Genomic DNA, 25023 nt, shown 5'->3' with positions numbered 1-25023 from the left:
TTCCAGTAAGGTGCCATCCACGGTGAAGTGGTCTTCCGACAGCAGCTTCCTGTCACGCGCTTCCGCTAACACCGCTCCCAGCGGATTGAGTATAAGACAATCAGCAGACATGCCTTGAGCAGGTGCTCGGGAGGTATGGACGGACGGCCAACTTCGGCGTACATCCGGCTGAACGTCAGGATAGTTCCGAAAGGGCCTCCACAATCTGCTTGCCATGTCAGTCAACTCAAGGGAGTTTTTCAGCAGCCTGCTAGGTCGAAAGGCAATCTGACGCCTTCATCCTCAGCAATAGTAATGGTGCCGTGTTTGAAACTCTGGCGAACTCCCAATTCCCAGAGAACATTTGCGTTCAAGTCCGTGAGATCGGCTACAACGACTGGCGCAGTTACGAGGTCGGTAACAATTTGGCGCAAGATGTCTCCTCTGAGTGGATCTGACCGGTGCGGCTGGAGTGGATGTTCTTGGATCAAAGGCTTAATGAATTCTTGGAAGTGCTCATTCCAATACTCTTCTGTGTGTTTATCGGTTGTCTTGGAGAATGGCATTATTACAAAACATTGTGGCTTCAAGGATTCACTCACAAGAAGCCTCCTTCCAACATTTGAGGTTGGGTTCGTAACATGCAGCGATTCTATCACATCTCTATTGACAGCGGTAGGGCAAGAGGGAAGTGGGAGCAAGGAACATGTCGATGTGACTATTGACAAGCGGCGGAGGTCGCTGTCCTATTTGCTTCTGCTGACTATTCCTGCTATAATGAAACAAGTGTATGGGTCTCCCAGTTGGGGAGGTTGCGCCTGGGGGGGGGCTCTGCCGTCAGGTGGTGGGCGCTACGAACGGCGCCTTGCCTGGCCAGGCCCAGGGCGGCTCCTAGGATGCATTCATCCTCCGCCTGAACGAACCTCCTGCTCCCCGACCAGGTGGTTAGCCTCCTCCAGTTGGGCCTGCTGGAGAGGACCACCAGGGCGCTATGGCCGAAAGCTTTGCAGGAGGTTCCCCTCTACTTTGTCAGTGGTGAGGTGCAGTTGGGGCAACGCGTGGCTTTGACTGGAATACTGGTAAAGCAGAAGGGACATTCTTTGGTTATCGGTGCAGCCGCTACATCCACCTTCCTGGGAGCCTGTAATCTGGCGATGGGACGGACGATAAAGAAGAATACGACCGCCGCAATTATCAGAAAGTTGACAACGGTATTTATGAAGAGGCCGTAGTTGATTGAAGTAGCACCGGCGGCCTGGGCGGCAGCCACAGACGCATAAGGTCCAGGAGTGGAGCCCTCTTTGAGAATGACAGCCAGGTTGGAAAAATCAATTTTGCCCAGGGCCAGACCTATGGGCGGCATAACAACATCCTTTACCAGTGAGCCTATGATGGCACCAAAAGCAGCACCGATTATGACGCCTACTGCCATGTCCACCACATTGCCCCTCATGATGAACGCCTTGAGATCTTTGAGCATACTGCCCTCCTTTCGGTCCCTTATCGTACGTCGTCAGACCCTCTGAATCAAGCCTCCGGACGACCTCACAACATTGCGATTGGATTTAGAATACTATTGAGCCATATTCTCTAGCAGGGTGCTGAAAAAGGGGGTGCCCAACCAAACGCAGATACGAAATATCCGACAGGTCCAAAGCTAAGGTCTCGTTCTACGGGACTTTTTCATCACCCTGCTAACGCCGATACTCTAGCCACTTCGCTGCATAGATTCAGGCCAAAGACCTCAGTGGCCCGGTCACAACACCAGAGTCAGTAGCCTTGCGGCAACACCTCCAACCAATATGGCTGTAGCCAGGTTCGCCCCAATAATTGAGGCCGCAGCCTTCCAGCCGAATTCCTTGTTCAGTGCGCCAACAGTTGCCATACACGGGTATATTGTACCCACCAGGGCTAGCACGATGAACTGAACTGGTGTGAGAACCGAGGCTAGATTAGTGCCGACAATAGCTGCCAGCGCGAGGAGAATTAACTCCTTCCTAGCCGCACCGAATATCAACAGTGTTCCCGCAATCGCTGGAAGACCCAGCCACCCCACAGTGAGAAAGGACATGGCGCTATTCAGTGGTTCAAGCAAGCCTGTGGCATATGCTCCCTGAACCGCAGCAGTCGAGAGCATATACAACGGGAAGACCATGAGTACCAGCGACCTGGTTCGGGCCCATGTTTGCGTGCCTATTACGGACAGAGAGGGAGTCTTGAAAGCATGCATCTCCATTATCAGTCCGGTCAGTTGACCGGGGATCACCTTCACGGCCAGCTTGGTCACTGCAACCATTATGAGCAGGTTAATCGCATAGAGCGCCAGTGCCCACTCAATGCCCACGAATACGGCCACCAGGCCAAAGATGATTATGGTCCTCGCAGTGCAGGGGGCAAAGGTGATTGCGAATGCTGCGATCAAGCGTTCCCGCCTGGTTCCCATGATTCGGGTAGAGTATATCGCGGGCACATTGCACCCGTACCCCAGGATCAGAGGTATGATGGCCTTCCCATGCAGTCCAATTTGGTGCATGGCACTGTCCAGCATAAAGGCCACGCGTGTCAAGATGCCCGAATCTTCCATCGCGGCCAACATCAAATAGAACGGGATAACGTAAGGTATGACCAGGGTGACTCCGGCTACAAAGCCACCAAAGATGCCATTCCAGAAGATGCCTACTAAGGTTCCGCTCAGCTTCGGGTTTATGGGCTGGAAGAAGTTGAAGGCATTTGAAAACCAGGTGGAGAGCTGATTCCCCACGATGAATGTCCACAGCAGCAGGATGGCAATCACGGTAAAGGCTGCAACGTAGCCAAACACCTTGTGTGTGGCAAATCTATCAAGCCGGTCTGAAAATGCGGGCTTGACCACCTCCTGTTTTTGGACCTCGTGTGCAATCTGATTTACCAGCGCATATCTCTCCGAAGCAACCACAGTGAAGCCAGGTTGTTGGTAGACTTCCTCTATTTTCTTGGCCACGGCTTCGGAGGCGCGAATTACGTTTTCCGACTTCAGACTGACCAGTTCCCTGATATTCGAATCGCCCTCAAGTAGCTTGATAGCCACCCAGCGGGAAGAAAGATTAAGGTTGACCTGCTCCAATTCAACCAAGTCGGTCAGCTCTTCTATATACGCTTCCACGCCGCCGTTGAACCTGATGGTCTTTCCTGGGGGCCTTTGTCTGGCACGGGCAATTTCAATGGCCTTTTCGATTAGCTCGCGTATTCCCTTCCCCCTGGCAGCTATGGTTGGCACTACTGGTACACCCAGTATGGTTTCCAGTTTGCCCGCATCAATGACTATTCCCTTTCCCTCGGCGATGTCCATCTGGTTGAGACAAATGACCATCGGGACATCCATCTCCATCAGCTGCAGAGTGAAGAAGAGGTTTCGCTCAAGAATTGCAGCGCCAATGACATTGATGATGACATCCGGCTTTTCATGGGCGATGTATTCCCTTGTGACCAACTCCTCCAGAGAGAAGGTGGACAAAGAATAGATTCCCGGCAGGTCTACAACAATGGCGTCATGTTCGTTCAAGCGTAGCAGCCCTTCGGCCTTCTCCACGGTTTTCCCGGGCCAGTTCCCGATGGTCTGATGCGAACCCGTCAGTTGATTGAAGATTACACTCTTGCCGACGTTGGCATTTCCGGCCAGAGCAATCGTCAGGCGGTTCCCTTTGCCGCGGCTATCTTTCCTTACAGTCTGCGTCGAATGACATGATGCCAGATTAGCCACTCGCTATCTCCGAATCACCTGAATCATTTGTGACAAAGATGTTACATGCTATCTCATCCCCGAGAGCGAGTTTTGAACCTCTCACCGCAATCTCCACCGGACCCTTCAGAGGCGCAATTCTGCTGACGCGTATTTTGGTTCCGGGTGTCAAACCCATGTCCAACAGCCTGCGAAGCACTTTGTTGTCTCCCCTTATAAAAGCAACTGTGACCGCCTGATTCTCCTTCAGTGTGGACATTGAGACCACGTTTAGTCTTTTCCTGCCCAATTCTTCCAGATTATCTCCATCCCATTTCCGACACTCCTCGCAGGTGGCAAAACCTAGGTTACACGGCGGGATAACCTGCTCATCGTCGGGACATCTGTCTGGCGATTTTAGGGTCTGGCAAAGAGCTCGTTCAGCTTCATCGGACAACACGTGCTCCATGTCACACGCCTGCTTGTGGACCCGGTCATCCCCGATTCTAAGAACATCATGCAGAAAGCGTTCCAGGAGCCTGTGTTTCCTCACCATTTTCTCAGCTATCTCGAAACCCTTCGCGGTAAGAGTGACTCCCTGATAGGGTGAGTAATTTACGAATCCAGTATCAGCCAGCTTTCTTAGCATCTCGGTTACGCTCGCCGGTGCGATCTTCATGCGTTTAGATATTTGAGAGGTCGTCGCAGCCTTGTTACCCTGGGTTAGCGTGTACAAGGCCTCCAGATATTCTTCAGTACTAGCGCTCATGTCAATCACCCCTCCGGTTAGGGTTGCCTAACACTTAGGCTCCCCTAAACTTTAGCGAAAATAGGCGCATTTGTCAAGAAGCAATTGGTTCCATATGCCGATGTCTTGCCCCATCAAGGGGATTTGAACGTAACCGAGTATCCCGTTTTGCTCCAATGCCTGGACAGCGGGTGCTGTTGCTGCAGGCGTCGAGTCGCTTCCCTGGACAAGATCAGGACTACGGCGAGGTCGCGTTTCGGTGTGAGTTCGACTCTGCCCCATCTCCAACAGAAACGCTATTGGCCCTGGGCCAAAAGGTCAGGAGCCTTCAGGGCGGTTGACGCCCTGAAGGGAGAGGTGCTAAAATACCCTGATTTGAACAAGGAGGGGGGGATATGTCTAAGGCGATAGTTAAGCTCTTCCGGGACCCCGGCCACGCCGCAAGGGCAGTAGCAGACCTGCTGGCGAAGGGTTTCAAGTCCGAGGAGATCGGCATCCTGGTAAAGGGCGATGTCGGCCTGGAACTGGCCGGGAAAATGGGGAAGGACCCCGCCCGCCGGCAGCTCGCCGGGGTGGGGGAGATGATAGCCTTAGGCCCCCTGGCCCAGAATGAGGAGGCCCCTCTGAAGACTCTGGAGTTGCCCCAGGATGTCTTGGGCTACTACGAGATGGGGCTGAAGCTGGGAGGGGTGCTGCTCACTGTCCAGTCCCAGAAAAAGGAGGGAGAGGTCCGCCGACTGCTCCTCCGGGCGGAGGTGACCCCGGGGGAGAAGGCTGAGGGCGGCTTTCCCCGGGCGGAGCGGATGACTGCTACCGACCCCGTAGATGCCAAGATGACTGGCGATTTCCGCAGGTATTAGTCCCAGAAAAAGGAGAGGACCAGATGTCTCGCTTTATAGCTACCCAGGCTATCAAGGGGGCCCACGGCGTGGTCAAGGAAGCCGAGAGGCTCCTCAAGGAAACAGAGGTCAAACTGGGCCGCGATGTCGCCATAGCTTTCCCCAACACGGCCTATTTTCTCCCTACCATCTACACGATGACCGGCCACAAGGTATCCAAGCTCTCGGACCTGAAGGTCCCCCTGGACCTCGCCAAGAGCCTGCTCCCGGACGTGCCCCGGGACAATGTGTGGCTTCCCTACCTGGGAGAGACCCTGGACGCCGGGATGGCCACCCTCTTTGCCGAGGAAATTATCGAGGGCCTGAGGTTTGCCCGGGGTGAGCAGCCGGAGACGAGGAACGGCTTCCGCTTCAACGGCCCCATTGACGATGTGCAGATGAGGGCCTGGGGCATCCAGATGGTGGACGGACGCATGCCCGGGTTTGCCGCCATCGTGGGGGCCGCCAAGAGCAACGAAGTGGCGGTGAAGATCGTGCGGGAGCTCCAGTCCAAAGGCCAGCTCATATTCCTTTCGGGCAATAACAAGGGCCGCTCCATTGTGGACCAGCTCCTGGAGTCGGGGGTGGACCTGGGGTATGACACCTTCACGGTCCCCTTTGGCACCGACACCATCTCGGCTGTCTACGCCCTGGGCTACGCCAGCCGGGCGGCCATCAGCTTTGGCGGTGTGAAGCCCGGGGACTTCCGCCAGATACTGCTCTACAACAAGTTCCGCTGCTTCGCCTTCGCTCTGGCCCTGGGGCCGGTGGACGAACTCAAATACGCCACCGCTGCCGGGGCCATCAACTATGGCTTCCCCGTCATCGCTGACACCGCCATCCCCAATATCTTGCCGGTGGGGATTACGAGGTATGAGCACGTGGTAAGCCTGCCCTTTGACGACATCCCCGGGAAGGATGACATGGAGAGGGCGGAGAGGCTGGTGCAGCGTTGCATTGAGGTGCGGGGCATCAAGGTAAAGATTGCCAAGGTCCCCATCCCTGTGGCCTACGGCCCGGCCTTTGAGGGGGAGGTGGTGAGGAAGGAGAACCTTTCCCACGAGTTTGGGGGCAAGGGCGGGGTCTGCTTTGAATGGCTCACCATGAGGGGCATGGATGAGGTGGAGGACGGGAAGATTACAGTGGTGGGCCCGGATATAGATACCCTGCCACCGGGCAAGGTCCCCCTGGGGATATTGGTGGAGGTAGCGGGCAGGAAGATGAACAAGGACTTTGAGCCCGTCCTGGAGCGCCAGATACACCATTTCATCAACGGGGCCGAGGGCATCCAGCACATGGGCCAGAGGGACATCGCCTGGATCCGTTTCGCCAAGCCTTCCGTGGCCAAGGGCTTCAGGATAAAACACCTGGGAGATATACTCCACACCAACTTCCACAACCAGTTCGGGGCCATCGTGGACAAGGTGCAGATAACCCTCTACACAGAGGAAAGCAAGGTGCGGGAGCTTCTGGAGAAGGCCCGCCAGGTCTACCAGGAGCGCAATGTGCGCACCGCCGGCCTCACCGATGAGGCGGTGGACACTTACTACAGCTGCACCCTGTGCCAGTCCTTCGCCCCCAACCATGTCTGCGTCATTAACCCGGAGCGAGTGGGGCTGTGCGGGGCCTACAACTGGCTGGACTGCCGGGCCGCCTATGAGATAAACCCCAGGGGCTCCAACCAGCCCATCCCCAAGAAAAAGGTCATTGACGCGGAAAAGGGAGAGTGGGAGGGGGTCAACAGTTTCATCTATGAGTGCTCCCACAACAATGTGAACCGCTTCACCGTCTATTCCCTGATGGATGCCCCCATGACCACCTGCGGCTGCTGCGAGTGCGTCATGGCGCTGCTGCCCGAGGCCAACGGGGTGATGATTGTGTCCCGGGACGACTACGGCATGACCCCCCTGGGCATGACATTCACCACCTTGATGGGCCTGGTGGGCGGGGGGCTCCAGACCCCGGGCATGATGGGGCACGGCAAGTTCTACGTCACCAGCAAGAAGTTCATCAAGGCAGAAGGGGGCATCAAGAGGGTGGTGTGGATGAGCAAGAACCTGAAGGAGGAGATGGCGGAAGAGCTCCAGCAGGTGTGTGAGCGGGAGGGCGTCCCGGACCTCATGGACAAGATAGCCGATGGCACTGGCGTCACCACCGTTGAGGAGCTCGTCCCCTTCCTGGAGAAGGTGGGCCACCCCGCCCTGACCCTGCCCCCTATCCTCTAGAGAAATGCCTCCCCTCGCCCGCCAGGTGAGGGGAGATTTTGTGGCCTGAAAGGAGAAGGATGGCAGTCGTGGCAGAGGTGCCCGTAGAGAAGTGGGTGGGCCAGGTCCATGAGGTGAGACTGGGAGGCAATGGCCGGAGGGAGGTGGTGGTGGGCGGGGAGACCACCCTCCCCTTCCTCCGCTTTGAGGGGGCCCTCCCTCACCCCCCGGTGGTAGCCATAGAGGTCCGGGACAGGGAACCCAGGGACTGGCCCGCCCCTCTCTCGGGGGCCTGGGGTGATGCCCTCAAAGACCCGGGCGCCTGGGCAAAAAAAGCCACCCAGTTCGGGGCCGAGATTATCTGCCTCCGCCTGGCCAGCGCCCATCCCGAAGAAGGGGATACCGGGGCCGACCAGGCCCGCCGGGTGGTGGAGACGGTGCTGGGGGCGGTGGACCTCCCCCTCATCATCCTGGGCCCCGAGGTGCCGGCCAAGGACAACGAGGTCCTGGTGGCAGCCTCGGAGGTAGCCCGGGGGCAGCGGGTGGCCCTCGGCCCCTGCGTGGAGAAGAACTACCGCACCATCGCCGCCGCCTGTCTGGCTGATGGCCATGTGGCTATCGCCAAGACCCCTATTGAGATAAACCTGGCCAAACAGCTCAACATCCTCCTCCTGGACCTGGGCCTTTCCCCCGACCAGGTACTTGTTGACCCCTCCACCGGTGCCCTGGGCTACGGCCTGGAATACAGCTATTCGGTTATGGAGCGCCTGAGATTGGCCGGGCTCACGGGGGACAAGATGACAGCCATGCCCATGTTCAACACCGTGGGAGAGGAGACCTGGCGGCAGAAGGAGTCCAGGGCCGCCGGGGGGATGCCCCCTTCCTGGGGGGAGTGGGAGGAGCGGGCCCTCCTCTGGGAGGAGATAACCGCCATCGGGTTGCTCCACGCCGGCTCGGATATTGTGGTCCTGCGCCACCCCCGTTCAGTGGAAAAGGTGAAGAGGGCCATCCAGGCCCTCTCGGGTAAATAGGAGGGAAAAATGCCCCTCACCGGGATAGAGATCTACAAACACCTGCCCAAGACCAACTGCAAGGAATGCAGCTTCCCCACCTGTCTGGCCTTCGCCATGAAGGTGGCCCAGAAGGCGGTGCCCATCACCCAGTGCCCATACCTCTCACCAGAGGCCCGGGCCGCTCTGGAGGCCGCCGCCCGCCCTCCCATCCACCTGGTGACCATCGGCGCCGACAAGAGGAAGATAGAGGTGGGCAACGAGGTGGTGATGTTCCGCCACGAGAAGACCTTCTACCACCCCCCCGGAATTGTTGTGCGGCTTAAGGACACCACCCCCGTAGAGGAGCTGAAGAGAAGGGCCCAGGAGATAGCCTCCTACCAGGTGGAAAGGGTGGGGATGAAGCTGGGCCTGGACGGCCTGGCCCTGGAAAACGCCTCCGGGGACCCATCAGCCCTTGCCAGGGCCCTGGAAGCGGTGGACGGGCAGGGGGACCTCCCCCTGGTGCTCATGGCGGGGCCGGGGGCCCTGGCCCAGGTCCTGGAGAAGGTTGCCCCCCGCCGCCCCCTCCTCTACGCCGCCACCAGGGACAACTGGGAGGCTATGGCAGAGTTGGCCCTGAAGTATAAGTGCCCCCTGGCGGTGGCGGAGCCCTCGGGCCTGGAGGCCCTGGCAGGGCAGGTGGAGAAGATAAGCCAGAAGGGGGTGGAGGACATCGTCCTGGACCCGGGGGCCAGGGACTTCGCCTCCTCCCTGGTCACCCTTACTCAGATAAGGAGGCTGGCCTTAAAAAAGAACTTCCGCCCCCTTGGCCACCCCGTCATCACCTTCCCCGGGGAGGGGGCAAAGGACCAGGAGGAGGAGGCCCTCCTGGCGGCCCAGCAGGTTGCCAAATACGCCGGGGTTATTGTGCTGGACCGTTTCTCCCCCTCCCTGGCCTATCCCCTCCTCGCCCTGCGCCTGAACATCTATACCGACCCCCAGAAGCCCATCCAGGTGCAGCCGGGGGTCTATCAGCTGGGGGCCCCCAAGGAGGCCAGCCCCTTGTGTGTTACCACCAACTTCTCCCTCACCTATTTCTCAATTGCCGGGGAGCTGGAGTCCTCGGGCTTCCCCTCCTGGCTCCTGGTGTGCGACACCGAGGGGCTCTCCGTCCTCACCGCCTGGGCGGCGGGGAAGTTTGATGCCGCCAGGATAGCCAAGACGGTGAAGGAGTTCAAGGCGGGGGAGACGGTCTCTCACCACTCCCTCATCCTCCCGGGCAAGGTGGCAGTTCTCAAGGGGGAGCTGGAGGAGGAGCTGCCCGGATGGCAGGTCCTGGTAGGGCCCCCCGAGGCCATGGACATCGGGGGCTTCCTGAAGCAGCACTGGAAGAACTAGACCAGCAGCCCACCTGAGAGCGCCTTAGAATACCTCAGGGAGGACGATTTGGAGAAAGGGGCCTGCCGGATTCTATTCCTCCCTGAAAACAGGGAGGTCACGGCCCCCCCCGGGACGCTTATCCTGGACGCCGCCACCCGGGCGGGGGTCATCATCGATACCCCCTGCGGGGGCCAGGGGCGCTGTGGCCGGTGCCTGGTGCGCATCCAGGAGGGTGAGGCCACCCGGCGGGAGAACCCCCACCTCACCCAGAAACAGCAGCAGGATGGCTGGGTCCTGGCCTGCACTGCCCGGGTGGCAGGGGACCTGGTGCTGACGGTGCCGCCGCTAAAGGAAAGGGAAAGGGTAGCGGTGGAGAGCGCCGCCAGCCGCCGGGCCGCCCCCGTCCCCTGTCCCCTCCCCTTCTATCCCTCCCTCCGCCAGGTATTCCTGGAGCTACCCCCCGCCACCCTGGAGGACCCCGCCACGGACCTGGACCGCCTGCGCCGTGCCCTGGCCCAGAAGGAGGGCCTGGACCGGCTCAGGGTGGAGCTCCCCAACCTCCAGCGCCTGGCCCGCGCCCTCAGGGAAGGGGAATGGAAGGTGACCCTGGACCTCTACCTCCCCGATGGGGAGGCCCGGCTGGTCAACCTCTCCCCTGGGAAGAAGAAAGGGCCCCTCCTGGGCCTCGCGGTGGACATCGGGACCACCAACGTGGTCATGGAGGTGGTGGACCTGCGCTCCGGCAGAAGCCTGGGGGGCGCCTCCGCCCGCAACCGGCAGGTCCTGCGGGGGGAGGACATCATCTCCCGCATCGTCTATAGCGAGAAGGGGGAAGGGCTCAAGGAGCTCCAGGGGCTGGTGACGGACACCATCAACTCCCTCCTCCTGGAGCTGGCCCGGGCCCACAGCTTTGAACCGGGGGAGGTGGAGGCCATGGTGGTGGCGGGCAATACCACTATGACCCACCTCTTCCTGGGCCTCTACCCCAAACCTATCAGGGAGGAGCCCTATGTCCCCACCACCTCCTTCTTCCCCGAGGTCCGGGCGGGGGAGGTGGGGGTCAATATCAACCCCCAGGCCCCGGTCTATGCCCTCCCCGCCGTGGCCGCCTATGTGGGGGGGGATATCACCGCCGGGGTCCTGGCCTCTTGCCTCTACCGGGCTGACAGGCTTACCCTCTTCCTGGATGTGGGGACCAACGGGGAAATCGTCCTGGGGAACAAGGAGTTCATGACCACCTGCGCCTGCTCGGCGGGGCCTGCTTTTGAGGGGGCGGGGATGAGGTGGGGGATGAGGGCCATCCCCGGCGCCATAGAGGAGGTCCGCATCCACTCCGCCACCCTCCAGCCCACCCTCCGGGTGATTGGGGACAGGCCCCCCCAGGGCATCTGCGGCTCCGGCCTGATAACCGTTCTTTCCGAGATGTTCCTCACCGGGGTCATGGACCGGGCGGGGAAGATCGCCGGGGACTTCGTGGTCTCCCGCACCCCCGAGCGCCCCCGGGCACGCCGGGGGGAGCACGGGACCGAGTATGTCCTGGCCTGGGCCGAGGAGACGGATGCGGGGGAGGACATCGCCATCTCCGAGGTGGACATCAACAGCCTCCTCCGCACCAAGGCCGCTATTTACGCCGGCATCGCCGTCCTGGCCCGGACCCTGGGCATAGAATTCCACCAGATAGAGCAGGTCCTCATCGGCGGGGCTTTCGGCCAGCACATAAATGTGGAGAGCGCCATCCAGATAGGCCTCCTCCCCGACCTGCCCTGGGAAAAGTTCCACTTCCTGGGCAATACCTCCCTGGCCGGGGCCATACAGGTCCTCATCTCCAAGTACGCCAGGGCCCAGGCCGAAGAGATAGCCCGCCGCATGACCTACCTGGAGCTCATCGCTGACAACACCTTTATGAACGAGATGACCGCCGCCCTCTTCCTCCCACACACTGATATCAACCTCTTCCCCTCGGTGAAGGCCCAGCTGGAGGAGAAGGGATGACCCTGAGCATTGCCGTGGCCGGAAAGGGCGGGACGGGCAAGACCACCGTGGCCGCCCTCCTCATTGAGCTCCTCTCCCGAAAGGGGACGGTGCTGGCCATAGATGCCGACCCCTCCACCAACCTGCCCCTGGCCCTGGGCCTCTCCCTGGGGGAGACGGTGGGGCAGGCGCGGGAGGAGATGCTCACTCTGGTGAAGGGGGGAAAATTCAGCCCCTCCCTGCCCAAGCAGGACTATCTAGAGCTGAAGGTGCGGGAGGCCCTGTCGGAGTCCCCGGGGATAGACCTCCTGGCCATGGGCCGGCCCGAGGGGCCGGGGTGCTACTGCGCCGCCAACAACATGCTCCGCCAGATAATAGACCGGCTGGGGAGCCACTATGACTACGTGGTGATAGACTGCGAGGCCGGGATGGAGCACCTCTCCCGCCAGACCACCAGGGACATAGACCTCCTGCTCCTGGTATCGGACCCCACGGTAAAGGGGGTCTACACCGCCCGGAAGATGAAGGAGCTTATCCGGGAACTCAGGACTTCCGTGGGGCGGGTGGCCCTGGTGCTGAACCGGGTGAAGGGGCCCATCTCGGCAGAGATATCCCAGGTCATTGAGGAGGGGGGCCTGGAGCTGGTGCAGCGCCTCCCCGAAGACCCCGCCCTCGCCGACCTGGAGGCCCGCGGCCAGCCCGTGAAAGAGCTTCCCCCTGATTCACCCTTGCGCCAGGGGGTGGAGGAGATAGCCAGAAAACTGCTCCTGGCAAGATAGCAGTATCTACTTAGCGCTACGAGATTCTTCGCCATGCTCAGAATGACACGCTATGTTGTCACCCTGAGCGAAGCGAAGGGTCTCGGCTCACTCTGTTAGGGAGTTATCGCAACTAAGCCTTCCTCTGGAAGAAGAGCCACTGGTCACCCCCGGTATGAAGCAGGACATATTCCCCCCGCAGCCTTTCACCCTCCAGGCGGAAGACCAGGCGGTCGGGCTTCTCCTCCAGCAGATGGTATTGCCCCCGCTCCCATATCTCCACCCTCCCCGCCCCATACATCCCCTCGGGGATGACCCCCTCAAAGGCCCCGTACCCCAGGGGGTGGTCCTCCACGGCGATGGCCAGGCGCTTTACCCCGGGGGCTGGGGGCGGTCCCTTGGGCACCGCCCAGCTCCTCAGCACCCCCTCCATCTCCAGCCGCAGGTCAAAGTGGAGCTGGCGGGCCTGGTGGCGGTGGACTACGAAAGCGGGCACTCCCCGCACCTTCCCTCCCGGCAGAAGGCCTGGTAGAGTCTGAGGAGGCCCTGCTCTTGGCAGGCCAGGGAGAGGGGCCCCAGCCCCAGCTGCTCCCTCATCTGCCGCACCAGACCGCTCTCCTCCCGCAGGGGATAGGCCAGGAAGAGCTCCCGGGCACCCTCCAGGCCCAGAGCATAAAAGAAGGGCAGGAGGACATTCACCGCTATGGCCGCCGCCCTGGCCCGCCCCAGCCCGGGCACCATGAGAGCGGCCTCAACCTGAGAAGCGCTCCTCGCCAGGGCCACGGCACTTTTCAGGCCCTCAAAAAGCCCCCCCTCCCGGTAGCGGCCGAGGAGCCCGGCCATGGCCCGGAGGCGGACAAAGGGGCGCTTGATACAATTGAGGGCTTTTCCACAGGTAAAGCCAGAGCGACTTCAACATTCCCCTGCTCGGTAACATGGAGCTCCAGGGCCAAGGCGCTGAAGATTAGCCGCCAGTCCTCATTGGCGGCACTATCCAGCTTGGTCGCCAACTTCTCCCTTACCTGAGCCAACGCGAAGAGCGTAGCTTCCCCCTGCCGAGCTGTGTCCAGTTGGGCCTGGAGGCGCTGACGCTCCTCAGCAATCCAGACTCGCTCCGCCTTCAGCATTGCCAGGCAGCGCTCATACGCTTCGGGAGAGGCGTTCCCCTTTGCCCGTTCCAGCAGAAGGTTGGCCTCCATGTCCCGGTTGCGGGCCCCCCTTCTGTCCAGCGTCGCGAGGCTGTTTTGCAGAGACTCCAAGGTGGCCTCCACCCGACCTGCCCTCTGGCGTATTTCCTGCTCTAACACCTCGGGAGAGGACAGGACCTGCCGACATATAGCTTTGACTTTCTCCTCTAGCTCGGGCCCAAAAAGGTAGGGCCTGGGGCAGGGACTGCCTGCCTGGTCATAGCAGGTGGGGCATTGGTAGCGCCATTTCCCACAATGGACAGAACCCCGATAGCGGCGGCGGTGGGTCTCGCAGATAATGAGGGAGCGCAGCAAGTAGTCCCGCCTGGCGTTACGTTGCGCCTGAAGCTTGTTGACCTTGAGGCGGCCCTGAAGGGCCAGCCATTCATCCCAGGTCAGTGGCGGGCACTCTACCATAATATTGGGGAGAAGGAAGGCCTCCTCGATAGGTTTGTGTCGACCGCTACTCTTGCCATAGCTCTGAGTCCTTCTGTGACGGGGCAGCACCATCTCCCGGCGGAGCGCATAAAACCGGCCACCGTATATGGGATTGGTGAGGATGCCATAGATAGTGGGGCTCGGCCACCACGTCTTGCCCGAAGGGGAGGAAGTACCCCGGCGGTGTAGTTCCTGACTTATACGACGGATGGGCACCCCCTCCAGCGCGGCCCGGCAAATAAACTCGGCGTTGGGCAACTCTGAGGTGGCCTGTAGCTTCGTCCTTGTACTATTCCAAGCGTACCCATACGGGTTCTTGGGTGCTGGGGGGAGACCCTTGAGCCTCGCCCGGTCCCTCAGTCCATCCCTCGCTCCCTGTTGCGCCCTTTCAACAGAGCGCTCTTTGCCGATAGCTAGGGCAAGCTCCACCAATTGTCCTTCCGGCCCTTCCAGCATCGGCGGCCCCTGGTATGGGATTAGTTCTACCCCGGCCTCCTTACAATCAGCCAGGAGGTTCAGCCGCTGAAGGCCCTGGGCATTGAGTCTGTCCCGGTCCAACACCCCCAGCGCTGTTATCTCCCCGGCCTTCACCCACCGTCGTAGCTCCCGAAACTGGGGGCAGGCGTAAAGGTCCAATGATGTCCAGTCTACTGCCAGGATGCGCTCTGGCGGCACGAGGTAGCCGAGGCTCTCTAGCTTTGTCCGGCACCTTTCCACCTGCCCCTTCAGAGACAACTCCCGCTGGTCTTGCGTGGATACCCTTGCCCAGACAGCTGCTATCTTCATTTCCCCTCCTCTCCCTTCTTTGGTCGCCAGCCCTCCGGGGGCTCGGTCCCCAAGTATTTTAGGCGCTTCTGGACTACCTTCTTTCCTTCCCGATGGGATTCCACCAGATAATACCGAACTTTGCCTCCCTTGAGTTTGTCCACCCTGACATACTGTCCCATGCTCCTATTGTAGTGCCCTTGTAGTGCCCTGTCAAGGGCTTTGGGGCCTGCTTTTGGAGGCCTTAGGAAAAATCACCTGGTTTTCTGGTGAGAGTCATATTCCCCTCGCTCTAGCTTTGAGGGCTTCCCGGTTTGCCGCCAGGAGCCGGGGCTTTGTCTATCTGAGTTAGCTTTGCCCAAAGCCGGGCCCAGGCTGCCCGCTGTGCTGGGCCGACCGGCCCCGCCTGAACGAGCACCCGTACCGGGGGCAGGCGGGCTTCTTTAGGCTTGCGGTTGCCCACCGCTACCCTCTCTCGGCTCTGGCCCTTCAGGGACAGCCGGCTTCCTCTTGATAACTCCTGCCCTTAGCCCGCCGCCGGTCACGACCAGCATTCTTTCGCCCGGCTGTAGGCGGCGGTAACGGAGCCAGGGCTTGGGAAGCGTAATAGCAGAGCTGCCTCGTCCCAAGTCTATAATTGAACGTTCCTGCCCTGTCCCCATATATTCCCTTTACCGCCCCCCTTATAACAGCCTATAATCATAGGATAGAGGGTACGTCTGTGGTTGCTCAAATTAAGGCATCTTAAGGCATCTTTGGGGTTAGCGATGGCGGTGAAGAAAGAGTTCTACAGTGTGGAAGAAGTAGCCAAGATCCTGGACCTGTCTCTGGACAGGGTATACGAATACCTCAGGCAGGGAGATATCAAGGGCAGCCGAATAACGCATAGCAGCACCTGGCGGGTTCATAAAGATGAGCTGGAGCGAATAAGAGGTGGGGGATTTCCGAAACTCAAGGAGCAAGCTGCCGGCAAGCCAGAGGTTGGCCCCCATCAAGATGAGTTGCGAAAGATGATAGCCCACATAGATGATTGGATTAGGGATTGGAGTAGGCCGGTGCCCCTGACCAGCCGTGGCGAAGTGGCAATGCCATATGCGGGTCAAACTCTCAGAGCTGGGCAGCCTGTTGACAGTGACCCTGTGTATTTAGCCCTGAAGGAGCACCTTGGAGGAACGGAAGTTTGGAAGGACTTTAATAGATACCAGACGCTGAGGCAATTTTATTGGTGCTGGATAGCACCTCTACCTCACCACTTTGAGGGTTCGCCGGAATGGGTTCGGTCGCGAGAGGAGAAGCTGGTTAGGCTCAGAAGGAACAAAGATAGGGTATGGCGGAAGTTGAACGAGCTAACGGATAAAGTCAGCCGGGGCTTTCGGGAACTCACCCTACAGAATAGGATTCCTGGTCGGTGTCGCTGGTGCCCCGATGGCCCTTGACCTGCATGTGAGCAAACTCAGCAATCTCCGGCGGTTTCCAGGGGTGAGCCTACCGCACACAGGACCCCATACAGCCTAGCCTTCTCCACATAGAGCGGTAGCGGGAGAGCGGGACTAAATTAGCGAGTCGCATCGTTGCTGGGGGGAGGGTCACAGGCCAGTGAGTATGTAGATGTCTACACTTAGGTGAGCATGTAGACGAACTACTCAGAGAAATAGCCAAGTGATACGAGGCTAATATAATCGCTGTGTTTACCTTGCGTATTGGTCCTGAAACTTGCGGAGGATGAGAGCCGGCTGAGAATCTTGCGAAACGGATCCGCAGGATGCTGGATCTACCCTTCTTGCTTCCGAGCGAGACAATCTGTCCGTTTGTCATAAGAAGAGAAGACCATGTTTTCGCCATGCACGCCTCGGGCAGTGGCGCTTGCTTGAAGAGAAGTGCCGATCGCCATCGCATCTGGCACTGGGGACGCACGCGCTCGGCCCAAAGGCCAGAGGGCGAGATATGGTCATGGACCAACCATCGGTCTCTCGTCCAGTTGCCCCACAACATACAGCCGGTGCCAGAGACATCCCAGTGCCTTATTCGGCGTTCCTTCAGCGGGCTCTGGCAGCCGTCCCTGGCATTCTGCCCCGGGGGCTACCCACGCCGCCTCTGCCCGCCCAGTTAGGGGCATGGCAGCCCGAGTTGAGGCCGCCGAGGGGGAGACGGCGACCGGGGCCAGTCCCAAAGAAAGGGGTCTTGCCAGCAGAAGCTTGTCAGCAGCAGAAGCTTGCCAGCAGAAGAAAGGGATGTTGTGATAGAATGGCCCATCACGGGATAGGGATGGAGCAGGCCGGGCTACTGCCGGGAGTCTGATCTGGCAGTAGGTCTGGGCATCTACCACAGCCGAGAGAGACCAGAAGTGGGGGGGGGGGGGAACGGCGGAGGCCGGAGCGCAGAGCGGTCAGCAGTTCCTGTCCCCCGTATTGTCGGAGTCGGAAGTGAGTAGAGGAGGTCAGGACATGAGGGAGACAGTCATTGTCAGCGCGGTGAGGACCGCCATGGATGACTTTGGAGGGGCCCTGAGAGATACCTCAGCCCTGGAGCTGGGCCGCGTTGTTATTGAGGAGGCCATAAGGCGGGCAGGTATAGAAAAGGGGCAGGTGGACGAGGTGATTCTGGGGAATGTGCTGCCTGCGGGCCTGGGGCAGAGCCCCGCCCGCCAGGCCATGCTCCGTGCGGGACTCCCCCACACCACTACTGCCCTCACCGTCAACAAGGTCTGCGGCTCGGGGCTGAAGGCTGTCATGCTGGCCGAATATGCCATAAAAGCGGGCGATGCCGACATCATTGTGGCCGGGGGGATGGAGAACATGTCCCTGGCCCCCTACTACTTACTCCAGGCTCGCTCCGGCTATCGCCTCGGCGATGGGAAGGTGGTGGACGGGATGGTCCATGACGGCCTGTGGGATCTGACCCACGGTGCCCACATGGGCCGGCTCACCGAGAATGTAGCCGAGAAGTGGTCCGTCTCCCGCCAGGACCAGGACCGCTTCTCCCTCCAGTCCTATCAACGGGCCCAGCAGGCCACCAGGGAGGGCCGGTTCCGGGAACAGATAGTCCCTGTCCCCATCCCCCAGCGGAAAGGGCCCCCACAGCTTTTTGACAAGGATGAAGTAGCCCAGCGGGAGGCCAGCCTTGAGGCCCTGGCAAAGCTATCCCCCGCCTTCAAGGAGGGGGGAACCATCACCGCCGGAAATGCCTCGAAGATCTCCAGCGGTGCCGCCGCTCTGGTCCTAATGGCGGCGGAGAAGGCGAGAGAGAAGGGGATTAGGCCTATGGCCCGGGTCATCGCCCACGGCTCTGCTGGCATTGAAGCAAGTATCTTCTCCGCCGGCCCCATGAATTCCATACCTATGGTGCTGAAAAAGGCGAGGCTCAGGGAAGAGGATATTGACCTGCATGAGATAAACGAGGCCTTCGCCGCCGGCGCCCTGGCTGTTATCAAAGAGCTGAGACTGGATGAGGGGAAAGTGAATGTAAATGGGGGTGCTATTGCCCTGGGCCACCCCATAGGCTGTTCCGGGGCCCGGTTGCTGGTAACCCTCCTATATGCCCTCAGGGACCGGGGCGGGAAGCGAGGAATGGCCTCCCTCTGCGTGGGGGGTGGGGAAGGGGTGAGCATGATTGTGGAGATGGCCTGATAACGACCCTACGTTCCACCTGCCTATCACTAAGAAAAGCCGGCGGACGCGCAAGATAAAGAGAATGGCAGAATATGGCAGCTGTCGTGAGCAAGTGCTCGGCCCTAGGCTGTGATTCCCCGCCCGCTCAGTTCCGCGGCCCGCAGCGCCGTTGACGGCATTGGTATGTAAGTGCATACTGCACGTAGATGCTTCAGATGAAGAAGAATAAATCGGACAGGGTGGGGAACCGGGATGGTGCGCCAGCGCGTTCTGGGGCGCCCCCTGAGTTTCCCAGGGATTTCTTGACGCCCTGGGTATTGCTTGTTCTGCGCAACTGGAGCATGCATGGCTACCAGCTGATGCAAACCCTGACCATGTTTGGACTGGCTTCCTTTGAGCCGACGACCGTGTATCGCACGTTGCGTCGGCTGCAGAAAACCGGGCTGATCATGTCTGCCTGGGAAACGGGGGATTCCGGCCCAGCCAAGAGAGTCTATTCCCTTACAGATGCAGGGGAGGAGTTCCTGCGAACCTGGGCTTCTGCCCTGAGGCAGTACCAGGGGCTATTAGTTAGGTTCACTGAAGTCTATTCCCAGGGACAGCGACTCGCCAGCAAAGAAGACGCCCATAGGGCGGCCCCTGCGAAGGCGGAGGAGGCGAAATAGGGGAAACAACGAGACAGAACAGATAGGGAGCCCAAACGAGAGGAGGTGCACTGTGGTAGAGAAGAAGTCCCAGGAAAAACAACCAAGAAAGGAGGAACCGAAAATGGACAAGCTAGAATTTGGCGTGGAGAAAGCCGGTTTGGAATATGTGAACTTCATGAGGAATTCCTTCAGGAACTGGATGGACGGCGCCGCCATGTTGCAGACCCAGGGCGAAAGGCTGCTGGAGACGGCGCTCACTCAGGGCCAGACAAGATATGACGAAGGGACCAAGGTCACCCGCGAGTGGGTGTCTGCCTACAAGAAGGCGAGCGATGAGTTCCAGAAGACCATTGAAGCGAATCTCGCGAAGCTAGAGGACTACCTGTCCAAGAGGGCGTAGCCCTCAAGACGGACAATCTGAGAACCGGTGGCACATCCGGGGTTGCCTTGCCTGAGCGAAGATAGTCTCTTACCTGATGTGTCGCCGGTCCCCATAGTCAGGCCTTAGCCAGAACTAGGAGGGAGACTCACCTATGACAACAGAGCACGGAAGGGAAAAGGATTTCCTGGGGGCGTGGTTAGAGACCCAAAGAAGCTATATGCGCTTGTGGGCCGACACCCTGTCTGCACTCCCCAGGGCCACTCCAGGGGATGAGGCCGCGAAAGGGTCTCCCGGTCCCTGGTGGGAAGCAACGGGGCGCATCTATGATGAGTGGCAAAGGATGTGCCAGGAGATGTTCGGGGAATACTGGAAAGGGACCCCCTCGGCCATTGGAGGGCAGACCTTTGCCAAGACCCTCGGCGCTGCCCAGGTCTACGGCAAGCTCTATGAATTCTGGGCCAACGCGGCCAAGATCCTCTCCGGGGCACCGCCCGAAGGGAAGACGGTGCATGAAACGTACCAGGACTTCTATAGCTCCTGGTTGAAGGGCTACAACGCATCGCTGGGGGGCTTTTTCACAGGCTCCTTCCCGGAACCCATGAAGTGGCCACTGGCTGCGCCGGCGGATTTGATGACGATGTACGCCGAGGCCCTATCCCAGTTCTCCAAGCCCTGGACGGCGGCGTTACAGGGCTTGCCGCAGAAGACGGCAGAGGCCCTGCAAAAAGGCCCTCAAGCCTATGGCGAGGCCCTCAACTGGTGGCTACCGGCCTATGAACAGACCTGGGGGAGGCTGCTCAGAATGCCTGCCCTGGGTCCGATGCGAGAGACCGTTGGACTGCTGCAGCAAGGTGCGGAGGCCCTGGTGAATTACTTCTCCGTCTCGACGGACTTCGGGTCGGCCTTTTCCAGGGTAAGCACAGAGGCCATGCAGAAGGTGATGACGGAGTTGGGCAGCATGTCGGACAAGGGGCAAGCCCCCAAGACCTTCAGGGAATTCTACAAGCTGTGGTGGACCACCAACGAGGAGGCCGTCAAGGAGCTCTACCAGACCCCCGAGTTCTCCCGTCTCCTCGGTCAGGTTGTGGACGCCATAATGCTAGTCCGAAAGCGCTACCATGAAATCATTGAGGAATACCTTAAGGCTCTCCCGATACCTACCAGGACCGAGATGAACGACCTGTACAAGAGCGTGTACCTGCTTAAGCAAGAGGTCAGGAGAAACACCAAGCAGGTGGCTGAACTGCAGAGCAGACTGAAAAGAGCAGAGAGGGCAACAAAGAAGGAGCAGCCATGAGAACCCCATTCTCGGATAGCATGGAACAGCTTGCCAGTGAGCTTGTCGCTACCAATCGAAAGCTGCTGAAGAGCATGGAGTTGCTGACCAGCATCTCCAACGTGGATACAGGTACAACGCCCAGGGACTTGGTCTACACCGAGGACAGGATGAGGCTCTTCCACTACAGGCCCCTGGTGGACAAGCCTTGTGCGGTCCCCCTGCTCATCAACTACGCGCTGGTAAACCGTCCATATATGATGGACCTGCAGGAGGACAGGAGCCTGGTGAGGCGCCTTCTGCAACATGGGCAGGACATCTATATGATTGACTGGGGATACCCCGGGCCAGGTGACCGCTACCTTAACCTTGAAGACTACATCAGGGGATACCTTAACAACGCTGTAAATAGAATTAGGGAGCAGAGCAGGCTGGACAAGCTCAACCTGCTGGGTGTATGTCAGGGCGGGACCTTCTCTGTAATATATGCAGCCCTCTACCCCGAGAAGGTAAGGAATCTTGTCGTCATGGTCGCCCCCATAGACTTCGACACCAGTGATGGCCTGCTTCATATCTGGGCCAAATCCTTGAACATAGACAATGTGGTCGATACCTTTGGAGTCGTACCTGGGGATTTCATGAATTTCGGCTTTCTTATGCTTAGACCCTTCTCTCTGATGCTGGACAAATATGTCGGCATGTTGGACAATCTGGACAACAAGGAAACAGCGGAGAACTTTGTGCGCATGGAGAAATGGATATTCGACAGTCCCGGTCAAGCGGGAGAAACAATCAGGCAATTTGTAAACGACCTCTACAAGAAGAACCTGTTGATCAAGAACCAGCTCAAGATAGGGACTCGGACGGTGGACCTGAAGAGAATCACCATGCCTCTTCTTAACATATTTGCTGAGCAGGACCATCTTGTGCCTCCGTCAGCAAGCAAACCACTCAATGATGCAGTCTCCAGTCAGGACAAGTCTATTCTCTCCTTTCGCGGGGGTCATATCGGAATCTATGTGAGCGCTCAATCGCAGAAGCAACTGGCGCCAGCCATAGCAGAGTGGCTGTCGACAAGGTCACAACTGCCAGAGAAGCCTGTCTCCCCCGGCGCCAGGAAGGCCGGGTCTCCAAAGAAGCAGGCGGCAAAGAAGCAGGCAGAATGATGGCCATCTGGCCTTAACCGGATACACATCGTTTGTGTCCCTAGGAAAGTCGCTGTTGTAGCAGCCAAGATAGTGCTGTAGGAGGGTAGGAACGATGCTGGAGATTTCAGGGGCGGTTGCTGTGATCACCGGAGGGGGTAGTGGTATTGGTGAGACTGTGGCCAAGCACTGGGTCAAGAATGGAGGCAAGGTTGTCCTAGCTGACATGGCCATAGAACAGCTTCGACGCGTAGAAAAGGACATAGGCGAAATGGGGGGGGAAGTAGCAGTTACAGCCTGTGACGTGACCAGAGAAGAGGACAACCATGCCCTCGCCCGTCTCGCCGTGGAGAAATTCGGGGCCATCAACCTCATCGTTCCTTGCGCCGGCATTATCAAAGATGGCCTCATGCTTGCCATTGACAGGGAGACCGGCAAGGTGGAAGGGAAGATGTCTCGGGAACAGTTCCAGGCAGTGCTGGATGTTAACCTCACAGGGGCTTTCCTGACGGTGAGGGAGTGTGCCGAACAGATGATTAACCTCAGCTGCAGGGGACTAATATGTCTGATTTCTTCGACCGGTTCTTTGGGAACGGCTGGCCAGCTCAACTATTCATCAAGTAAAGCAGCCATGTCAGTGATGCCCAGAGTACTCACAGCCGAGTTTTTCAGAAGAGATATTGCCGGTAGAGTCCGGTGTGTGGCAGTAGCGCCGGGCTATGTCGCCACATCCATGGTGAAAGGCATGAACCAGAAGGCCCTGGATAGAATTCTGGAGCAGGTGCCCATCGGGCGCCTGGTAGAGCCTGAAGAGGTGGCTTCTCTGATAGGCGAGCTCTACCGCAACGAGGCCTGCGCCGGGGAAGTGTTTTATATTCATGGAGGACTACATCTGGGCTCGAGAGGCTAAGACCGGCGTCATTCGCGACGTGGTGCTGCCAGGGGAGATGCTGGAACCTTTCCGTGCGTCTTCGCCCAGAGTGACGTGACCGAGGCAGTAGGCGCCCAGAGGCGCCCAGAGGACCATTTTCGTGATGCCACTATCCCTGAAGCCAGAACATCCACTTTGCATTGGGCGAATATTCTAACCTCTCGAGCCTAGGCGTAATCCTCCATGAATATAAAACACTTCCCCGGCGCAGGCCTCGTTGCGGTAAAGGTCAATTATCAGAGTAGCCACCTCGTCGGGCTCTATCAGGCGCTTGATAGGCACTTGCTCTAGAATTCTATCGAGAACCTTCTGAACGACCGCCTTCACCATGGGTGTGGCGACATAGCCCGGCGCTACCGCCACACACCGAATTCTATCGGCAATATTTCTTCTGAAAAACTCGGCTGTAAGTACATCGGGCATCACTGACATGGCTGCTTTACTTGATGAATAGTTGAGCTGGCCAGCCGTTCCCAAAGAACCGGTCGAAGAAATCAGACATATTAGTCCCCTGCAGCCGAGGTTAATCATTTGTACGACACACGCCCTCACAGTCAGGAAAACACCAGTGAGGTTGACATCCAGCACTGACTGGAACTGTTCCAGCGACATCTTCTCTGCCGCCTTGCCTGTATCCTGGTCAATAGAAACCAGGAAGCTATCGTTGATAATACCAGCGGCAGGAACGATGAGATTGATGGCCCCGAATTTCTCCACGGCGAGACGGGCGAGGGCATGGTTGTCCTCTTCTCTGGTCACATCACAGGCTGTGACCACCACTTCTCCTCCCATTTCCGCTACCTCTTCTTCCACTCGACGAAGCTTTTCAAGGTTCCTCGCAGCCAAGACAACTTTGCCTCCATTCTTGACCCAGCATCTAGCCAGACTTTCACCGATACCACCAGACCCTCCCGTAATGACAGCAACCGCCCCTGAAACTTGCAGCATTGTTCTACCCTCCTTCCTTCGCCGACTCCAAAGACCTGATGAAACAATGCTAGACCTCTGGTTCCTGGCTGTCAAAGCGAGTGCAATCGGCCAAAATCAGTCCCAGCCAGCTTACGATGCGGCCTTTGCAGGACTCTTTCGATATCCCCCAGGGGTCGGGTAAGAATCTCGAGGTAGACCAGAGTGGTCTGAAGGCTGGCCCATGCCTACAGGCTTGAACCAAGGGGCGATACAACAAAAGGGCGTATTGTCGCGCGGGCTGGTGACGAGAGGAATCGTCCGCCACCTCCGCAGCCCAACACACCACAATTCTGTTCATCCGAAGCCATCATTCAGCGGAAGGCTGCTTGAGCTGTCTCTGCTATAATCCACACTGGTGAAACGCGGTCTGATTGTTGTCCTATATTCTCTACCCTTCACTTTATTCGCTGTCCTTCTGAACTTTCTCCATGAAGTGGGCCACGCGACTGCGTGGCACCTGTCTGGCATCCCAACATGCGTCTATTTCAACGAGGCGACTCCAGAAGGTGGCATTCAGTTCGACCCACGCTACCTAGCAGGAGTTGCGAGCGGCCCCGCCGTCAATCTCCTTGTCGCTTTGGTACTGACCTTGGTATACGTCTCTGCGGCATCCTCTAGGAGCCTATTCCTTTTCTCCATGGCAGGCTACGCTCTCCTGCAGAGACTCCTCATGGTGATGAACTACGGCTTGGCTTTGTGGGTCTCGTCTGTCACAGCCGGCATTAGGCCCGATGAGATCATCTCGTACCGGATTCTTGCCGTAACCTGGGGAGCGCCGGCCGCTTTGTCGGTTCTCTACGGCTTTCTAGCCATCACAGTGGTCTGGGCAGGGCTCCTGTCTTTCTCCGTCGCTGGACCGCTTGCGCGTCGAAAGGGTTGGAATCGCATGCTTTCAGCGTTCGGCATCTTGCTTGGTCTGTTTCTGCTCATACTCTTCGTCGTTAGCCCACTTGTGCGCGTTATCTCGGACAGGCTCTCCCGCAGCCTTGGACCTATCTCCATCTTCGGGCCCTGTCTATGAAGCAAGCACAGACGACCATAGTTCATTGGCCCCGACCCGAGGACGAC

Annotated in this window: 22 protein-coding genes; 14 read left to right on the top strand and 8 right to left on the bottom strand. The window is 58.8% G+C overall.

Annotation, left to right across the window (positions count from 1 at the left end; genetic code table 11):
* Positions 1–1000: 1000 nt before the first annotated feature.
* The 3 genes from mscL to KJ624_04840 form a co-directional block, all read right to left on the bottom strand.
* The gene (gene mscL / locus KJ624_04850; protein ID MBU2009156.1) at positions 1001–1459 is read right to left on the bottom strand and encodes a large conductance mechanosensitive channel protein MscL; all 459 of its coding nucleotides are present in this window, start codon (positions 1457–1459) and stop codon (positions 1001–1003) included.
* Between the two features lie 276 nt (positions 1460–1735).
* Positions 1736–3709 carry a ferrous iron transport protein B gene (gene feoB / locus KJ624_04845; GenBank protein MBU2009155.1) on the bottom strand — a complete coding sequence of 658 codons (1974 nt, stop codon included), beginning with the start codon at positions 3707–3709 and terminating at the stop codon, positions 1736–1738.
* A gap of 1 nt (position 3710) precedes the next feature.
* Positions 3711–4445 (bottom strand): metal-dependent transcriptional regulator, encoded by a 735-nt coding sequence (locus KJ624_04840; protein MBU2009154.1) that lies wholly within the window; start codon positions 4443–4445, stop codon positions 3711–3713.
* Positions 4446–4819: 374 nt separating this feature from the next.
* On the opposite strand from KJ624_04840, the gene KJ624_04835 reads away from it, so the two are divergent.
* The 6 genes from KJ624_04835 to KJ624_04810 are packed head-to-tail and all read left to right on the top strand — an operon-like array spanning position 4820 to position 12628.
* Positions 4820–5284 carry a general stress protein gene (locus KJ624_04835; GenBank protein ID MBU2009153.1) on the top strand — a complete coding sequence of 155 codons (465 nt, stop codon included), beginning with the start codon at positions 4820–4822 and terminating at the stop codon, positions 5282–5284.
* Positions 5285–5307: 23 nt separating this feature from the next.
* Positions 5308–7527, top strand: a complete 2220-nt coding sequence (gene cdhC / locus KJ624_04830; GenBank protein MBU2009152.1) for a CO dehydrogenase/CO-methylating acetyl-CoA synthase complex subunit beta — start codon at positions 5308–5310, stop codon at positions 7525–7527.
* Between the two features lie 59 nt (positions 7528–7586).
* Positions 7587–8537 (top strand): acetyl-CoA decarbonylase/synthase complex subunit delta, encoded by a 951-nt coding sequence (locus KJ624_04825; protein MBU2009151.1) that lies wholly within the window; start codon positions 7587–7589, stop codon positions 8535–8537.
* Between the two features lie 9 nt (positions 8538–8546).
* Positions 8547–9896 (top strand): acetyl-CoA decarbonylase/synthase complex subunit gamma, encoded by a 1350-nt coding sequence (locus KJ624_04820; GenBank protein ID MBU2009150.1) that lies wholly within the window; start codon positions 8547–8549, stop codon positions 9894–9896.
* 48 nt (positions 9897–9944) lie between these two features.
* Positions 9945–11870 carry a DUF4445 domain-containing protein gene (locus tag KJ624_04815; protein MBU2009149.1) on the top strand — a complete coding sequence of 642 codons (1926 nt, stop codon included), beginning with the start codon at positions 9945–9947 and terminating at the stop codon, positions 11868–11870.
* Positions 11867–12628: an AAA family ATPase gene (locus tag KJ624_04810; GenBank protein MBU2009148.1), complete on the top strand. Its 762-nt coding sequence runs from the start codon at positions 11867–11869 to the stop codon at positions 12626–12628. Before KJ624_04815 ends, KJ624_04810 begins: the two co-directional genes overlap by 4 nt.
* Positions 12629–12740: 112 nt before the next feature.
* Here the strand turns inward: KJ624_04810 and KJ624_04805 are convergent, their stop codons facing one another.
* From KJ624_04805 to KJ624_04790, 4 genes are read right to left on the bottom strand one after another with little or no spacing between them, the layout of a single operon-like run.
* Positions 12741–13103: a hypothetical protein gene (locus tag KJ624_04805; protein MBU2009147.1), complete on the bottom strand. Its 363-nt coding sequence runs from the start codon at positions 13101–13103 to the stop codon at positions 12741–12743.
* A complete protein-coding gene (locus KJ624_04800) occupies positions 13088–13450 on the bottom strand; it encodes a hypothetical protein (GenBank protein MBU2009146.1) in 363 nt (120 codons plus the stop codon). The genes KJ624_04805 and KJ624_04800 overlap by 16 nt, the downstream gene beginning before the upstream one ends.
* Positions 13399–15018 carry a recombinase family protein gene (locus tag KJ624_04795; GenBank protein MBU2009145.1) on the bottom strand — a complete coding sequence of 540 codons (1620 nt, stop codon included), beginning with the start codon at positions 15016–15018 and terminating at the stop codon, positions 13399–13401. The genes KJ624_04800 and KJ624_04795 overlap by 52 nt, the downstream gene beginning before the upstream one ends.
* Positions 15015–15179, bottom strand: a complete 165-nt coding sequence (locus KJ624_04790; GenBank protein ID MBU2009144.1) for a hypothetical protein — start codon at positions 15177–15179, stop codon at positions 15015–15017. The genes KJ624_04795 and KJ624_04790 overlap by 4 nt, the downstream gene beginning before the upstream one ends.
* A 585-nt stretch (positions 15180–15764) precedes the next feature.
* On the opposite strand from KJ624_04790, the gene KJ624_04785 reads away from it, so the two are divergent.
* The 7 genes from KJ624_04785 to KJ624_04755 all read left to right on the top strand — a co-directional run bounded on the left by KJ624_04785 (position 15765) and on the right by KJ624_04755 (position 22965).
* On the top strand, positions 15765–16433 hold the full coding sequence (locus tag KJ624_04785) for a helix-turn-helix domain-containing protein (protein MBU2009143.1): 669 nt from the start codon (positions 15765–15767) through the stop codon (positions 16431–16433).
* A gap of 1008 nt (positions 16434–17441) precedes the next feature.
* Positions 17442–18623, top strand: a complete 1182-nt coding sequence (locus tag KJ624_04780; protein MBU2009142.1) for an acetyl-CoA C-acetyltransferase — start codon at positions 17442–17444, stop codon at positions 18621–18623.
* 197 nt (positions 18624–18820) lie between these two features.
* On the top strand, positions 18821–19270 hold the full coding sequence (locus KJ624_04775) for a helix-turn-helix transcriptional regulator (GenBank protein MBU2009141.1): 450 nt from the start codon (positions 18821–18823) through the stop codon (positions 19268–19270).
* A gap of 52 nt (positions 19271–19322) precedes the next feature.
* Entirely contained in the window at positions 19323–19652 is a 330-nt protein-coding gene (locus tag KJ624_04770) for a hypothetical protein (protein MBU2009140.1), read from the top strand.
* A gap of 133 nt (positions 19653–19785) precedes the next feature.
* Entirely contained in the window at positions 19786–20931 is a 1146-nt protein-coding gene (locus KJ624_04765; protein ID MBU2009139.1) for a hypothetical protein, read from the top strand.
* A 20-nt stretch (positions 20932–20951) separates the two neighbouring features.
* Positions 20952–22076, top strand: a complete 1125-nt coding sequence (phaC, locus tag KJ624_04760; GenBank protein MBU2009138.1) for a class III poly(R)-hydroxyalkanoic acid synthase subunit PhaC — start codon at positions 20952–20954, stop codon at positions 22074–22076.
* A gap of 94 nt (positions 22077–22170) precedes the next feature.
* Entirely contained in the window at positions 22171–22965 is a 795-nt protein-coding gene (locus KJ624_04755) for an SDR family oxidoreductase (GenBank protein ID MBU2009137.1), read from the top strand.
* A gap of 174 nt (positions 22966–23139) precedes the next feature.
* Here KJ624_04755 and KJ624_04750 read toward each other — a convergent pair whose 3' ends face one another.
* Positions 23140–23934 carry an SDR family NAD(P)-dependent oxidoreductase gene (locus KJ624_04750; protein MBU2009136.1) on the bottom strand — a complete coding sequence of 265 codons (795 nt, stop codon included), beginning with the start codon at positions 23932–23934 and terminating at the stop codon, positions 23140–23142.
* Positions 23935–24310: 376 nt separating this feature from the next.
* Between KJ624_04750 and KJ624_04745 the strand changes: the two genes are divergently transcribed.
* A complete protein-coding gene (locus KJ624_04745) occupies positions 24311–24976 on the top strand; it encodes a hypothetical protein (protein ID MBU2009135.1) in 666 nt (221 codons plus the stop codon).
* The last annotated feature ends 47 nt before the right edge of the window (positions 24977–25023 follow it).

This window comes from Chloroflexota bacterium (genome assembly GCA_018825785.1).
GTDB lineage: Bacteria > Chloroflexota > Dehalococcoidia > JACVQG01 > JAHKAY01 > JAHKAY01.
The sequence above is the reverse complement of the archived record's forward strand: the minus strand, read 5'-3'. Positions and strand labels throughout refer to the sequence as shown.

Excerpts from the sequence above, each read along its gene's own strand:
- mscL (MBU2009156.1), bottom strand. The coding sequence starts at position 1,459 with ATGCTCAAAGATCTCAAGGCGTTCATCATGAGGGGCAATGTGGTGGAC.
- KJ624_04840 (MBU2009154.1), bottom strand. The coding sequence starts at position 4,445 with ATGAGCGCTAGTACTGAAGAATATCTGGAGGCCTTGTACACGCTAACC.
- KJ624_04835 (MBU2009153.1), top strand. The coding sequence starts at position 4,820 with ATGTCTAAGGCGATAGTTAAGCTCTTCCGGGACCCCGGCCACGCCGCA.
- cdhC (MBU2009152.1), top strand. The coding sequence starts at position 5,308 with ATGTCTCGCTTTATAGCTACCCAGGCTATCAAGGGGGCCCACGGCGTG.
- KJ624_04825 (MBU2009151.1), top strand. The coding sequence starts at position 7,587 with ATGGCAGTCGTGGCAGAGGTGCCCGTAGAGAAGTGGGTGGGCCAGGTC.
- KJ624_04820 (MBU2009150.1), top strand. The coding sequence starts at position 8,547 with ATGCCCCTCACCGGGATAGAGATCTACAAACACCTGCCCAAGACCAAC.
- KJ624_04810 (MBU2009148.1), top strand. The coding sequence starts at position 11,867 with ATGACCCTGAGCATTGCCGTGGCCGGAAAGGGCGGGACGGGCAAGACC.
- KJ624_04800 (MBU2009146.1), bottom strand. The coding sequence starts at position 13,450 with ATGGCCGGGCTCCTCGGCCGCTACCGGGAGGGGGGGCTTTTTGAGGGC.
- KJ624_04795 (MBU2009145.1), bottom strand. The coding sequence starts at position 15,018 with ATGAAGATAGCAGCTGTCTGGGCAAGGGTATCCACGCAAGACCAGCGG.
- KJ624_04790 (MBU2009144.1), bottom strand. The coding sequence starts at position 15,179 with ATGGGACAGTATGTCAGGGTGGACAAACTCAAGGGAGGCAAAGTTCGG.
- KJ624_04785 (MBU2009143.1), top strand. The coding sequence starts at position 15,765 with ATGGCGGTGAAGAAAGAGTTCTACAGTGTGGAAGAAGTAGCCAAGATC.
- KJ624_04780 (MBU2009142.1), top strand. The coding sequence starts at position 17,442 with ATGAGGGAGACAGTCATTGTCAGCGCGGTGAGGACCGCCATGGATGAC.
- KJ624_04775 (MBU2009141.1), top strand. The coding sequence starts at position 18,821 with ATGAAGAAGAATAAATCGGACAGGGTGGGGAACCGGGATGGTGCGCCA.
- KJ624_04765 (MBU2009139.1), top strand. The coding sequence starts at position 19,786 with ATGACAACAGAGCACGGAAGGGAAAAGGATTTCCTGGGGGCGTGGTTA.
- phaC (MBU2009138.1), top strand. The coding sequence starts at position 20,952 with ATGGAACAGCTTGCCAGTGAGCTTGTCGCTACCAATCGAAAGCTGCTG.
- KJ624_04755 (MBU2009137.1), top strand. The coding sequence starts at position 22,171 with ATGCTGGAGATTTCAGGGGCGGTTGCTGTGATCACCGGAGGGGGTAGT.
- KJ624_04750 (MBU2009136.1), bottom strand. The coding sequence starts at position 23,934 with ATGCTGCAAGTTTCAGGGGCGGTTGCTGTCATTACGGGAGGGTCTGGT.